This window comes from Pectobacterium cacticida (genome assembly GCF_036885195.1).
Lineage (GTDB): Bacteria > Pseudomonadota > Gammaproteobacteria > Enterobacterales > Enterobacteriaceae > Pectobacterium > Pectobacterium cacticida.
This window is the reverse complement of the sequence record NZ_CP133656.1, coordinates 2,518,704-2,532,819: the sequence shown is the minus strand read 5'-3', so window position 1 is coordinate 2,532,819 and position 14,116 is coordinate 2,518,704. Positions and strand designations below refer to the sequence as shown.

Annotated in this window: 13 protein-coding genes; 3 read left to right on the top strand and 10 right to left on the bottom strand. The window is 51.8% G+C overall.

What is annotated here, in order from left to right; genetic code table 11:
* Positions 1 to 12 precede the first annotated feature (12 nt).
* From RFN81_RS11650 to RFN81_RS11610, 9 genes are all read right to left on the bottom strand, one after another.
* Positions 13 to 477, bottom strand: a complete 465-nt coding sequence (locus tag RFN81_RS11650) for a DUF1456 family protein (protein WP_264496007.1) — start codon at positions 475 to 477, stop codon at positions 13 to 15.
* 141 nt (positions 478 to 618) lie between these two features.
* A complete protein-coding gene (locus RFN81_RS11645; protein ID WP_264496006.1) occupies positions 619 to 2,022 on the bottom strand; it encodes an EmmdR/YeeO family multidrug/toxin efflux MATE transporter in 1,404 nt (467 codons plus the stop codon).
* Positions 2,023 to 2,394: 372 nt separating this feature from the next.
* Entirely contained in the window at positions 2,395 to 3,375 is a 981-nt protein-coding gene (locus RFN81_RS11640) for a mannonate dehydratase (protein WP_264496005.1), read from the bottom strand.
* A 38-nt stretch (positions 3,376 to 3,413) separates the two neighbouring features.
* Entirely contained in the window at positions 3,414 to 4,151 is a 738-nt protein-coding gene (locus tag RFN81_RS11635) for an ABC transporter ATP-binding protein (RefSeq protein ID WP_264496004.1), read from the bottom strand.
* A complete protein-coding gene (locus tag RFN81_RS11630; RefSeq protein WP_264496003.1) occupies positions 4,148 to 4,996 on the bottom strand; it encodes an ABC transporter ATP-binding protein in 849 nt (282 codons plus the stop codon). The genes RFN81_RS11635 and RFN81_RS11630 overlap by 4 nt, the downstream gene beginning before the upstream one ends.
* A complete protein-coding gene (locus tag RFN81_RS11625) occupies positions 4,983 to 5,864 on the bottom strand; it encodes an ABC transporter permease (protein WP_264498948.1) in 882 nt (293 codons plus the stop codon). The genes RFN81_RS11630 and RFN81_RS11625 overlap by 14 nt, the downstream gene beginning before the upstream one ends.
* A gap of 14 nt (positions 5,865 to 5,878) precedes the next feature.
* On the bottom strand, positions 5,879 to 6,907 hold the full coding sequence (locus RFN81_RS11620; RefSeq protein ID WP_264496002.1) for an ABC transporter permease: 1,029 nt from the start codon (positions 6,905 to 6,907) through the stop codon (positions 5,879 to 5,881).
* A gap of 14 nt (positions 6,908 to 6,921) precedes the next feature.
* Positions 6,922 to 8,517, bottom strand: a complete 1,596-nt coding sequence (locus RFN81_RS11615; protein WP_264496001.1) for an ABC transporter substrate-binding protein — start codon at positions 8,515 to 8,517, stop codon at positions 6,922 to 6,924.
* Positions 8,501 to 9,490, bottom strand: a complete 990-nt coding sequence (locus RFN81_RS11610) for an N-acetylglucosamine kinase (protein ID WP_264496000.1) — start codon at positions 9,488 to 9,490, stop codon at positions 8,501 to 8,503. The genes RFN81_RS11615 and RFN81_RS11610 overlap by 17 nt, the downstream gene beginning before the upstream one ends.
* A 208-nt stretch (positions 9,491 to 9,698) precedes the next feature.
* Here RFN81_RS11610 and RFN81_RS11605 point away from each other — a divergent pair, with 208 nt between their 5' ends.
* The gene (locus tag RFN81_RS11605) at positions 9,699 to 10,889 is read left to right on the top strand and encodes an ROK family protein (RefSeq protein WP_264495999.1); all 1,191 of its coding nucleotides are present in this window, start codon (positions 9,699 to 9,701) and stop codon (positions 10,887 to 10,889) included.
* Between the two features lie 30 nt (positions 10,890 to 10,919).
* Here RFN81_RS11605 and btsR read toward each other — a convergent pair whose 3' ends face one another.
* The gene (gene btsR / locus RFN81_RS11600) at positions 10,920 to 11,636 is read right to left on the bottom strand and encodes a two-component system response regulator BtsR (RefSeq protein ID WP_264495998.1); all 717 of its coding nucleotides are present in this window, start codon (positions 11,634 to 11,636) and stop codon (positions 10,920 to 10,922) included.
* A gap of 242 nt (positions 11,637 to 11,878) precedes the next feature.
* On the opposite strand from btsR, the gene RFN81_RS11595 reads away from it, so the two are divergent.
* Together RFN81_RS11595 and tyrA are read left to right on the top strand one after the other, a co-directional pair.
* The gene (locus tag RFN81_RS11595) at positions 11,879 to 12,952 is read left to right on the top strand and encodes a 3-deoxy-7-phosphoheptulonate synthase (protein WP_264495997.1); all 1,074 of its coding nucleotides are present in this window, start codon (positions 11,879 to 11,881) and stop codon (positions 12,950 to 12,952) included.
* A 6-nt stretch (positions 12,953 to 12,958) separates the two neighbouring features.
* On the top strand, positions 12,959 to 14,080 hold the full coding sequence (gene tyrA, locus RFN81_RS11590; protein WP_264495996.1) for a bifunctional chorismate mutase/prephenate dehydrogenase: 1,122 nt from the start codon (positions 12,959 to 12,961) through the stop codon (positions 14,078 to 14,080).
* Positions 14,081 to 14,116: the final 36 nt, after the last annotated feature.

Genomic DNA, 14,116 nt, shown 5'->3' with positions numbered 1-14,116 from the left:
GGTGTGGCTAGTTCAGCCCTTACGCACCCGTGCGGTGAGCCCTTTAAGAAAGTAGCGGATAACTTGATCGCCACAGGTGCGGTAATTCTTGTGGTCAGGCGCGCGCATCATCGCGGTGATCTCCGGCAGCGAAATGCGGAAGTTCTGTTCCATTAAGATCGCCTGAATATCCTCCGTTTTAAGCGAGAACGCGACGCGTAGTTTTTTTAGGATAATATTATTCGTTATTTTTCGCTCAAACTGGGGGGCGGGTTGGTTTTCGCTCTTACCGCGCTTGTACTGAATCAGGCCATTAAGGAAATAACTCATCACGATATCGGGGCAAGGTTGATAACCTTCCTCTCCCTCTTTTTTAACGTAGCTCGCCAATTGCTGAGGCGGAACAGTCATCTCCATCAGCGCCAGGATCTTCAGCAAATGGTCATTATTCAGATTCAACATATAGCGCACGCTGCGCAGCACATCGTTATTCATCATGACGGAAGGTGTCTCACCGTTGGTTTTCGCACAAAGCGCACAGTATAAAGAGAATGCAGGAGAAATGCAGAAACGATCGTGGCGTAAGCGCAACGTTCCTTATATTCATCATAAGGGTCGCCATCGCTGCCACGATGGCCGTCATGGATTGGTGGGGGGACGATAGCGCCATAGCCAGCGTCCGCTCATCAGGCGACGGTAATAGAAGAACCCGCGGACAATCCAGTCGAAGAACATGCCCATCCAAACACCAATCACGCCAAAACCGAGCATCACGCCGAGGATGTAGCCTGCGATAACCCGACACCCCCACATGCCCGCCATCGCGACCCACATGGTATAACTGGCGTCTTTTGCACCCTTCAGCCCGGCAGGCAGCACCCAGGATGCCGCCCAAATGGGCATAAATAGGGCATTCAGCCACAGAAGATGTTTGGCCACCTCGATAACGTCTGGCTCATTGGTATACAGCGAGGCTAAAAAGCCGGCGCTAGGCACTGACAGCAGGGCGAGCACGCATAGCCCAATATTGGATAACCAGAATATGTGTTTTAGCTGGCGTGTGGACTGCATGATCTGGCCCTTTCCTAACCGTGTGCCGACAATGATCGTGGCGGCGGAACCCAGTGAATTACCGGGAAGGTTAATCAACGTGGCGATGGAGAAAGCGATGAAATTTCCGGCGATGACTTCGGTTCCCATACCGGCGACGAAACGCTGGGTGATCAGTTTACCGATGTTAAACATCACGGATTCGATGCTGGCGGGAACGCCAATACTCAGAACCTCATAAAGGATCGCCCAGGTAAAGGGGGCAAAGTAAGATTTGAAGCGAATACGCAATGCGCCGTTGAAGCCATGCATCAGTGTTAGAATAACGAACAGGGCGCCAAGGTAACGTGAAATAGTAATGCCGATGCCTGCACCGATAAAACCGAAGCCCTCCCAGGAAAAAGCGCCATAAATTAGCAGGCTACTGATGGCGATATTGAGGATATTCATCCCAATATTGATGACCATGGGTAACTTGGTATTACCCGCGCCCCGCAGTGCGCCGCAGCCGACTAGCGCAACCGCGACCGCGGGATACCCCCACACTGTCCAGCGGAGGAACGTCAGCGCCAGCGCTTTAACCTGTTCGTCGGCCTGCCCGGCAATGAGATCGATAATTACCGACCCGGCGAATTCCACCAGTGCGACGAGTAGAAACGATGTCAAAACCAGTAGTGACATTGACTGACGCGCGGCTGAACGCGCCTGCTTTCTATTTCGTTGCCCCAGGCTGAACGCGACAACGACGGCGGTGCCTAACGCGACGGCGGTAAAGAAAGCGATAATGACCATATTAAAACTGTCCGCCAGACCGACGGCCGCCATCGCTTCTTTCCCCAACCAACTCACCAGGAAGGTACTGAACACGCCCATGAGAACAACACAAAGCCCTTCAATAAAAATGGGGAAAGCGAGCGGTGAGATTTCTCTCCAGAAGAGTACACGGTTGGAGTAACGCTTTTTATACCAGTCGGTATCGGTTAGTTTTTTCATCAAACGTTCTTGGCGGTTTCTCTAGGTTTCTCAGCCGGTATAGCACACAATGTCGCTCGCACATCATGTTGTTTGAGCGTGAAATTCTGTCTCATTAGGTGCAATTGCGGGAACAGATATATTTTTTAAAATGACGTTCCTATTACAGAGTATCAGCCACTAACTTGATGTCCAGTCTGGATTGCTTTCCCGCATAACAATTGTCGTCAATGAGGAGATTGGTGAGAGCCGTAGTAAATAAATGTGTTAGGCGCCAGCGGGACGGTAAAAGATATCAACGCTCATCACCGTATCAATCGGAAGAAGCCATGGAACCGGTATTCGGCTTCCGTGAGCCGAATACCGAGCAGGTTCGGTATTGTCGTTTCCTGCCTACAAATGCCCTGATGCCATTGCTTCTAGTAACGCGGTAATATAGCCATAGCAATAGCCAAACGCGACACCAACGGGATCGCGGCCGCTTATCGTCGGTACATGATCGGGCATAATCATCCATGGATAGCCGACTTCGCGGTAGATTTTCAACGACTGCACCATGTCCATATCGCCTTCGTCAGGGAAACGCTCCATAAAGGAGAGTTTGCCGCCGCTGATATTACGGAAATGGACGTTGAAGATTTTCTGTCTCGAACCGAACCAGCGAATAATATCGCCGATCTCCTCACGAGGATGATCCAGCATTTCGGCGATAGATCCCTGGCAAAAATTCAGACCGTGGTATGGGCTTTCATGCATCATCACAAATTTTTTCAAACCCTCGACGGTACCCAACACACGAGTGACGCCTTTATAACCGGGCGGAGTATAAGGATCGTGCGGATGACAGGCCAGACGTACACGGTGGCTTTCGGCAACCGGTACCACGCGTTCCAAGAAATAGTCGATACGTTCCCAGTTTTCTTCCTCAGACAGTTGTCCGGCAAGGCCGGGGGCTGCGTGGGGATCGGCTTTATCCCAGCGCCAGGCTTCATTAAGCGATCCACCGCGTCCGCGCTCCATTTCGGTACGTGGAATGCCAATTAGATTAAGGTTGTACTTAGCGGCAGGAATTCCCGCCTTACCGATATTCTCAATCATCTGGCACACGCTATCGATCTGACGATCGCGATCGGGACCGGCCAGTAGGATATCTGGATAAGTCGCTTCTTCGACCGGGCGTGATGACATTGGCAACTGGATCATATCCAGCACCAGACCAAAACTTTCGACTTTTTCGCGGTGACGGACAATATCTTCAAAAGTCCAACTGGCGGGATTGCCGTCAGGATCGGCGCAAATATGTTTAATGCCGAGCTGTGCCCAGACGCGAAAATCATCGTCATCGCGGGCGTCTACTTGTGTGCCGAGGTACATACCGCAGGTCTCCTTATGGATAGAGGTCAATACGCCGATTACAGCAGACTGGCTTCAAATAATAGGCGCGAATAGTCGTGATGGGTGTGGCCTTGACGCAGATCGTCTTTAGTCAGATCGTCTACGAAGACGCCCGCTTTCATTACGAGCACGCGATCGCACATATGCGCGATAACGCTAAGGTCATGACTCACCAGGACATATGTCAGATGGCGTGCGTCCTTGATATCACTGAGAAGGTTCAATACTTCTGCCTGCACGGAGACATCCAGCGCTGAGGTGGGTTCATCGAGCAGTAGGATTTCTGGTTGTAGCATCAGCGCACGCGCGATGGCGACGCGTTGCCGCTGGCCGCCGGAAAGCTGATGTGGGAAACGCTCGGCAAACGTTGTCGGCAGCCCGACTTGTGTCAGCGCGTCGGCCACCCGATCCCAGCCATGACCCAATTTCATGGCGCGGATCGGCTCAGCCAGTATCCGGCTAATCCGGTGGCGAGGATGGATGGAACCGAATGGGTCCTGAAAAATCATCTGTGTCAGCAACATTTGTTCACGGGTACGGATCTTGTCGACGGCGACGTCGGCAAGCTGGATCGCCCCCGTCCAATGCTTATCTAACCCAGCCAATGATCGCAGCAATGTTGATTTACCACAGCCGGATTCGCCAATAATACCTAGCGTTTCCCCTTTTTTAACCGAGAATGACACTTCGCGAACAACATGCTTCATGGCATTCTCGTGACCAAACGACACGCTAAGGTTATGTACGTCAATCATGATTTCACCTCGTGAAGGTCGATGGCGTGGCGATCGAGGGTATTGAGCCGGGCGACCGGCGAGCGGGGGTCAGGCATTGCGGCAATCAGACCGCGCGTATAGGGATGTTGTGCCTCGTCAAGACGCGTTAGCGTTTCGACAATTCTGCCCTGATACATGACGATGATACGTTCGCAAAAGGCGGCGATCATACGGATGTCGTGGCTGATCAGCATTAGGCCCGCCTGGTTTTCCCGCACCAGCTCATCCAGAAGCGTCAGTACATCGCCACGCACGCTAACGTCAAGCGCCGAGGTGGGCTCATCGGCGATAACCATGCGCGGCTTCGCCAGTAGCATCATGGCAATCATGACGCGTTGCCCCATTCCGCCGGAAATCTGGTGAGGGTAAAGCGCCATTGTGCGCTCAATGTCGCCGATACGCACTTTAGCCAGCATCTCCGCCGCTAGCGCTAGCGCCTGGCGTTTATTAACGGATAAATGCAAGATTGCCGCCTCGGCAACCTGTTTACCGATGGGCAGTACCGGATTAAGCGAATAGCGTGGGTCCTGCATAATCAGCGCCATCCGATTGCCGCGCAGGGCGCGCAACTGGCGCTCCTTTTTATCCAGCAACGATGCGCCTTCGAAGGTAAGAACGTCGGCCTGAATACGGCCAATAGGTGGTAAGAGCCGCATGATCGCGCGCCCCAGCGTCGATTTTCCAGAACCAGATTCGCCCACAATTCCCAGTCGCTCTGCACGTAATGTCAGGCTGACACTATCGACGGCCGGTTTATCCGACTGTCCGAAAAAGACGGACAGGTTTTGTACGTTCAAAAGAAGATGGTTATCAAGAGCGGCCATGACGAGGATCCAGAAGGTCGCGCAGCGTGTCGCCGACGAGGTTAAAGACAAGGCTGGTGATGAGGATGGCGATCCCCGGCATCACCGCTACCCACCAGTGATCCAACATAAATTTCCTGCCGCTTGAAATCATTGCTCCCCACTCCGGCGTGGGCGGTTGTGCGCCGAGGCCAAGAAACCCCAGCGCCGCCGCCGTCAGGATAATTCCGGCCATGTTCAGCGTCAGGCGCACGATAACGGAAGGAATACACATTGGCGCGATATACAAAAACAGCAGTCGCAGGGGCGACGCACCGTACAGGCGTGCCGCAGCCACATAATCCGTGTGACGTACGATGAGTGCTTCGGCTCTGGCAAGACGTGCAATCGGCGGCCAACTAGTTAGTGAAATGGCGACAATCGCCGTCTCTAACCCGGCACCTAAGGCGGCAGCAAAAGCCAGCGCCAGAATCAGAGAGGGAAAAGAGAGTACGATATCAGTAAAGCGCATCAGAATCGTATCGGTTCTGCCACCGACAAAGCCGGAGACGACACCGATAATCAGGCCAATCGGGCCGACAATTAGCGAAACCGCTAAAACCGTTGCGATGGTAATTCGCGCGCCGAAGATTAGGCGAGAGAAAATATCGCGGCCAAACTCATCGGTTCCTGCCAGATGCGCCAGACTGGGCGGCAAAAAAGCGGCTTTCAGATTCTGCGTGACTGGATCGTATGGAGCCAGCCACGGCGCAAAAATTGCGCAAATCAGCAAAATAAACAGAATAACAAAACCCACTAATCCCAGGGGTTCGCGCACTAATTTGGCCCAGAAACCGAGCAACCCAACTTTCAATCCTTTTAATATTTCCGACGCATTCCTTTGGTTCATCAAGTCTTGTGCGTTCATACCGACACCTCTCGCGTGCGAGGATCCAGGATCAGATAGGCCAAATCCGAGATGAAATTCAGCAGCATAAAAATTGCGCCAATGATCAGCGTACCTGCGAGGATGGCATTCATATCGCCGATCATCAGCGCGTTGGTCATGTACTGCCCGATGCCCGGCCAAGAAAAGACGATTTCTGTTACCACCGCCCCTTCTAAAAGGTTGCCATAGGAGATCGCCAGCACGGTGATTAACTGTACGGAAATGTTGGGCAGCAGATGATGAATCACAATGCGCGTACTGGACGCGCCTTTCGCTCGTGCGGCGACGACGTAATCCTGATTAAGCTGTTCCAGTGTAAAGCTACGCGTCATACGCGTGATGTAAGCCATCGCCGAATAAGCCAGGATGCAGGCGGGGAGAATAATGTGATGCGCCGCATTCCAAAATGTCTCAGTATCTCCCTCCAGTAGACTGTCGAGCAGGAGCAAACCTGTTCTTGGTTCAACGATGCCGTCAAGGTAGGTATCCACACGACCAGGCCCACCTACCCAGGCCAGCGTCGCATAGAAAATCACCAGCCCTACGACACCGAACCAAAATACGGGTATTGAACTGCCAACTAGCGAGATCACCCGTGCGCACTGGTCAATCCAGGTGTCGCGATAAAATGCGGCCAGCATTCCTAGCGGCACCCCGATGACTGTTGAGATAATAACGGCGAAGGTGGCCAGTTCAAATGTTGCCGGAAATGCCTGTGCTAAATCTTTGGTTACCGGGTTTCCGGTGAGGATCGCGGTGCCCATATCGCCCTGAAGCAGGGAGGTGAGATAAATCCAGAATTGTTGGTAGAGGGGCAGATCCAGGCCAAGCTTTTGCCGCATGGCCTCAAACGCTGCCGGGTCCGCTAACTCGCCCACCACTGCGCCAACGGGATCATTGGGGAGCACCCGACCGATAATAAAGGTCACCACCAGCAGCGCGAACAAACTGACGATCAGTTGTTGCAGCCGATTGATGATTCCCCGTAGCGTGAATTCCTTCATGATCCCCGCCTCTCTTATTGGGTCTTGGTGACGTGCTCCAGCCGGTTGAGCGACCAGAGATTGGTGTTATAACCCTTCACTTTGTTCTGCAAGACGATAGGGGCGAAGGACTCAAACATTGGCAATACGGCGGGTTTTTCAGCAATGAATTTTTCCTGAAGCGTTTTAATTAACGCTGCGCGTTTGGCCGGATCGCGTTCGCTGCTAGCTTGGTTACGCAAAGCGTTGAGCTCCGGGATATCCCATGCTGAACGCCAGACGAAATTACCCGCATTCTTTGCCTCCAGGCGGTTATCCGGGTTGGTAACGAAGTCATTCATTGCCCCTAGGGCATTTGGCATAATCGCCGTAGCCTGCGGCAGTAGAAGATCAAAATCACGAGCGCGGTGCGCCGAGACGATATCCGCTCCGTTGCCTTGTTTGATCTCAATACGAATGCCGATTTGCGCAAGGTTGGCCTGGAGTGCAGTGGCGATATCGACACGTGGCGGTTGAGCGATCGTTTTCAGAGTGAGGGTAAAGCCATTGGGATAACCCGCTTCCGTCAGCAGTTGTCGTGCTTTTTCCGGCTGGAATGACCAGTCTGGATTGGCAATCGCCCCCTCCCAGTCTTCCGGTACTGGCACATTGCGCTGGCGACCATACGGCCCCAGAATAGTATTGGCGATACCTTGGTAATCAATGCCGTAAGCGATGGCTTCGCGGACCAATGGATTATTAAGAGGTTTATGAGAGGCGTTCATGGCCAACACGTAAAATCCGCCGATCTTGACTTGTTCTACCTTAAAGGCGTGATTCGTAATGAAGGACTTAACGTCTGGCGCGGTGAGGGCATTAGCGATATCGACATCGCCTCTCTCCAGCATCAGCCGTGCGGTCTGACTTTCCGGCACATGGCGCATAATTACGCGCTGCATCGCCGGAGTTTCACCCCAGAAGGCGTTGTTTGCTTCAAGGATGACCGTATCGTTAGGTACCCAGCGGCGTAGTGTGAAAGGGCCAGAACCTGCGACGTGATTCCGTAACCATGCATTGCCATAATCGTTATGATCGATATGCTTTTTGACCTCGATGCTATCCACCACGCTGGAAATGCCCATCGCTAGGCGATAGAGCAAGTCTTCGGCCGTGACGTTATCGGTCAGATCGATACGGAACGTTTTTGTATCAATAACATTAATTAGCGAGTCGATATTATCCGCCGTATAGCCCGCACTTTTATAATAGGCTGACGCGGATTGATTAAGCTTCAACAGACGAGTTAGCGAGAATGCGACATCTTGTGCCGTTACTGGATTGCCGGAGGAAAATTTCGCAGGACGCAAATGAAATGTGATGCCAGTATCATCAATGTCCCATTTTTCGGCTAGCTGAGGTTTAATGGCGTTTTTATCGGCATCATCAGCATACACCAGCCGATCGTAAACCGCCGCCAGCACTTCCTGCGTTTTGGGTTCTGTTCCCTGCTGAGGATCGACCGACAGAATCTGGGCCAGTGATGTGGCTATTACCAGTTGATTATTGGGTGTTACTGCGTGGGTCGGCGCTATAAGGGCGAGATTAACGGCGAATACCACACCGGCGAACAACGTGCTACTGAATGCTCTCATCGGATGTTCTCCACTTTAATGAAGAGGCGGTTTGGGTCGCAGCCAAGGTAGGGCAGAGCATTCCCTGTTGCGACGTGAGGTAAAGATCTCGTGCGAGATTGAGCGCGCCTGTAACTGGCGGGTCGCGTAGCAGCGCTGTTTCGGTGGTATCACCCACCAAACGATGTACTTCCCGGTTAAAGGCGTTAAACAATAAGGGCTGGCTAACAATCACGCCGCCAGCGCATACCACCGTGCTTACATCACCCCCTCTTTCTTTCAATAACGCGACTTGCCCTGCCAGCACGCGCGCGTGGTGTTCGATGATATTCAGTGCGCGCACCGAGCCTTTTTTCGCAAAATCAAAGACTAGCGAGGCCGCTTTCGCCCATACACGTGGTTCAGTTGTCGAAAAGACGTATTCCAGACTGTGGGGATGATCGAGAGAAAACCAGGCCAGAAAATCATCGATAAAGGGATCGTGGTCACCGCGATCGTAAGCGTCTAACGCCGCTTTTGCTGCATCTCTGACAATGCCTGCCGCGCCGCCTTCATCACCAAAAATCCAGCCCCAGCCACCGACGGTTAGTGCTTTATCACCGACTGTCGCGGTAACAGACGATCCGGTACCTGCTATCAGGCCGGTGCCAGACGTCTTACCGTAAGCTAGGATGAGCAAATGAGAATCGTTGAGTACGCGCACCAACGGGTAACGTGCGGCAAGCGGCGCACTGAGCATTGCTTCTTGTTCAGGTGTGTCGTTGCCGTGTACTCCCGCTACAACGGCGACTGCCATACCGTACGCGCCTGTCGCTGTCTCTACCAGTTCCAATAACGTGCTAGCACGTTGCTGAACGCTCAGGTTTGCCCAGCCCGTGCTTTCATATACATGGTCTAATAACAGTTTACCGTCGCTGACGGACGCTACCTGAATATGTGTTTTACTGCCTCCGGCATCGATCCCGACAAGGAGGGGCCGCTCATTACCACTCATTTTTATTGATTCCTTACGCCTGCATACCGTTTAGGGAAGGGAAAGCCGATTGCTAACTTACGCCCTGGGATCGGCGATAAAAGGTTGCAGTCGCTAAGATAATGTTTAATTTATATATTAAAATTACCGACTTTTATAATTGGGTCAAGCGCTATTATTGTGAAATACATAGCATTTATTTATATTTAAATGACTCAAGGAGACAGACATGAATACAGGCAATGAACCCGCGCTGACAGAGGTGGCACAGGCAGTTTTCGCCTGTCTACTCGGATTAGGTGAAGCGACTCGAAAACAACTAGCAGAAGGAACTGGTTTCAGTTTTCCCTCCGTTACCGTGGCGCTCGCCGAACTTGCAGCGAGCAATTATGTTTGTGAACTACGGCGTGAACAGGGGGCGCGCGGGCGCGCCACAATTGTGTATGGTGTCAGCGAGGACGCTGGCTGGGTGCTGGGTGTCGATATCGGTTCCACACAAATTAGCTATGTTGGCCGAGCGCTGAATGGTAAATGTGTTGGTAGCGGTAGCATCAAACGCAATAACTCTCTCGAGCACCCTGGTGCATTGGCTGGTGGATTGCTTGCCCGCGCCGCCGCTCTTGTGGCATTAGATGCCGCGCCGCTGGCGGTGACTGTTGCAGTAAATAAGGAAGTGCCTCGTCAGCTTTCTCATCCTCATCGCCCGCGATCTCCTGCACTAGATATCGCCGAAACGTTTGTCGCGAGTTGCGGACTGCCTTCTAACACGCCATTCATTCTGGAAAATAATGTCAACTGCGCAACAGTGGCTGAATTTCAGCAAGGATTGATGCGTGGTCATGATGATGCCGCTTATATGCAAATTGGCGTGGGTATTGGGCTGGGTTTTTTTGCGGATGGTATGTTAATTCGGGGAGGGCATGGATATAGCGGGGAATTAGCCCAGATTCCGATCTCCTGGAGTCACGCACGGGTTTCCGATCCTGATGCCATTGAGCAACGTTATGGTTCCTCTGGTTTGATGGAAAGGGCCGCGGAATGTTTTCTGAAGAACGACACAAGCCCGCCTGCCTCGCCAGAGGCGCTTTTTGCACTTGGTGCCACAGGGCATGCGTTAGCGCAAGCCCTGATGCTAGAACATAGCGTGGCGCTTGGCCGAATTGCCGCCACTGCGGCCACTATTTTAGACCCAAGTATTTTTGTTCTGGGGGGGGGATTATCCCGCAATCCGGTGTTTGCTCAGATGATTGCCGATGAGTTTACGAAGCGGAATAAGGAGACGCGTATTGAAATATCACAGATGGGCTCTGACGCGACGGTGGAAGGCGCCTGTTTTCTGGCGCGTGATTTTGCGATGGTGCAACTCGTTTCGCGGTATCATCGGGCGATATGTGCCCGACCCACGTTATTACCTGGTTGAATATCGATCGTGCTTGCTAATGCATGACTATCAGGCGATGCCCAGTTTTTCTTTAAGTAATTTAAGGTAGCGACGACTGACCGGTATGTGTTTTCCCGTATGGGTTAACACTTCTGCCGCACCGTTTTCCATTAGCTGGATTTCTTTTAGTTGTTCGGTGTTAACCATATATTGACGATGGCAGCGGACGAAGGGCGTTTTCTCTTCCAGCGTTTTCAACGAAAGTTGAGTATAGCCAGACTGGCTGACACCGACGACATGCACGCCGCTGAGCTCCGAACAAAGGTATTCAACTTCCTCAATCTTGAGTAAGAAAATACGGTTATGTCCATTACAGGGAATATGGCGGAGCAGCGGTTCTGAAATTGATTGTACATTTTTATTTACACTCGTGCCTCGGCGCAGCCGGTTTAGCGTTTTGCCTAATCGCTGTGCGTCCAACGGTTTAAGTAAATAGTCATAAGCATGCTCCTCAAATGCCCTTACGGCATATTCATCATAGGCTGTGACGAAAACCACGTAAGGCATATTTTCTGGGTCGAGCATGGCAACCAACTCTAATCCGCTGATTTTGGGCATTTGTATATCCAGAAAAATAACATCTGGCTGTAGTCGATGAATTGCGGGTATGGCCTCCAGCGCATTGCTACACTGCGCGATAATCGTAATATCTGGTTCATTTTCCAGCAGCAAGCTGAGTTCTTCTCGCGCCAGTTGCTCGTCATCTATAATTATAGCTTTTAGCATTCTTCCCCCTTATTAGCGTGATTCTACCATTATTAATGCTGGAGAGAGGTAGGGTTATGTCGCACCAATATTGTCAGATATCCCTCCCGCTTTTAGTAATACGCTAATGGTAATTTTTATTTACAGTGGGTGGATTGAAATCTTTACGGTTCGTGTTAAGGTGTGTACATCATGCGTCGATTGTACCGATAACAACAGATACAGACGGCGGCGAACATACCGCACTTTTCAGGAATGGGAACATGCAAAAAGATTCACTTAATAATATTAATATTCGGGCGGAGCAGGTGTTGATTACCCCTGACGAACTAAAAGCTAAATTTCCGCTTAACGATGCCGATCGGCGCGCTATTGCGCAGGCCAGATCCGCTATTGCGGATATTATTCATGGTCGAGATGATCGATTGTTAGTGGTCTGCGGGCCTTGCTCTATCCATGATACCGATGCCGCGTTGGAATATGCTCGCCGCCTCCAGTCGCTCGCCACTGAATTGAACGATCGGCTTTATATTGTGATGCGGGTGTACTTTGAAAAACCACGAACCACCGTGGGCTGGAAAGGGCTCATTAACGACCCGTTCATGGATGGATCATTTGATGTGGAAGCCGGTCTGCATATTGCGCGCGGCTTGCTGTTAGATTTAGTCAAAATGGGGCTGCCATTAGCGACAGAGGCGCTCGATCCAAATAATCCACAGTATTTAGGCGACTTGTTTAGTTGGTCGGCTATCGGGGCCAGAACCACCGAATCACAAACACATCGTGAGATGGCTTCCGGCTTATCCATGCCTGTCGGGTTCAAGAATGGTACGGATGGCAGCCTGGGAACGGCGATCAATGCCATGAAGGCGGCGTCAATGCCGCATCGCTTTGTTGGCATTAACCAAACTGGCCAGGTCTGCCTGCTGCAAACGCAGGGGAACCACGATGGTCATGTCATTTTGCGTGGAGGCAAAACACCTAATTATAGTGCGCAGGACGTCGCCGAATGTGAAAAACAGATGCAGGATGCGGGACTGAAACCGGCGCTGATGATAGATTGTAGTCATGGTAATTCGAATAAAGACTATCGCCGTCAACCGCTTGTTGTCGATGCCGTGATGGAACAAATCAAGGCGGGGAATCGCTCTATTATTGGATTGATGCTGGAAAGCCACCTTCACGAAGGGAATCAGTCTTCAGAACAGCCGCGTTCAGACATGCGCTATGGTGTATCGGTAACGGATGCCTGTATCAGTTGGGAAAGTACAGAGGCGCTGCTGCGTTCCGTTCATCAAGAACTGGATGCCGCACGGGGAAAACATTCAGGAGAGTAATACGCTATGGTAGCTGAACTGACCGCATTACGAGATCAGATAGATGAGGTCGATAAGGCGCTGGTTGCGCTGTTATCACGCCGGTTGCATTTAGTGGCTGAAGTAGGGGAAGTGAAGAGCCGCTATGGCCTTCCCATTTATGCGCCCGATCGTGAAGCGGCTATGCTCAGTTCACGGCGTAAAGAGGCGGAAGCGATGGGGGTTCCGCCCGATCTCATCGAGGACATTCTGCGGCGTACCATGCGCGAGTCCTACACCAGCGAAAACGACAAAGGCTTTAAAACGTTGTGTCCGCAATTGCGCCCGGTTGTCATCATCGGCGGGCGGGGCCAAATGGGGCGCTTGTTTGAAAAAATGCTGACGCTATCGGGATATCAGGTAAAGATCCTGGAGCAGGAGGACTGGCCGCGCGCGCAAGAACTGCTGTCGGATGCAGGAATGGTCATAGTCAGTGTGCCTATTCATGTCACTGAGCAGGTGATTGCGCGGCTTCCCTCGTTGCCAGCCGACTGTATTCTGGTCGATCTGGCCTCGGTAAAAAATGGCCCGCTTCAGGCGATGCTGGCGGCGCATAGCGGCCCGGTGCTGGGCCTTCATCCTATGTTTGGCCCCGACAGTGGTAGCCTTGCCAAACAGGTTGTCGTCTATTGCGATGGGCGTCAGCCGGAAGCATACCAATGGTTATTGGAACAAATTCAGGTCTGGGGCGCTCGTCTGCATCGCATTAGTGCGATCGAACACGATCAAAACATGATGTTCATTCAAGCGCTGCGCCACTTTGCAACATTCGCCTATGGCGTACATTTAGCAGAAGAAAATGTAGAGATCGAACAGCTATTGACTCTGTCATCCCCTATTTATCGTCTGGAGTTGATCATGGTCGGGCGCCTATTTGCGCAGGACCCACAGCTTTATGCCGATATTATTATGTATTCAGAGGATAATCTGGCGCTGATTAAGCGTTACTACCAGCGTTTTGGTGAAGCAATAGCGTTATTGGAGCAGACGGATAAAGCTGGGTTTATTAACAGTTTCAAGAAAGTGGAACATTGGTTTGGCGACTATGCCAAACGCTTTCAGGCGGAAAGCCGGGTATTGTTGCGCCAGGCTAACGATATCCGTCAATAGTGAACATGATATTTATGTATTAAAAAAACCATCCCG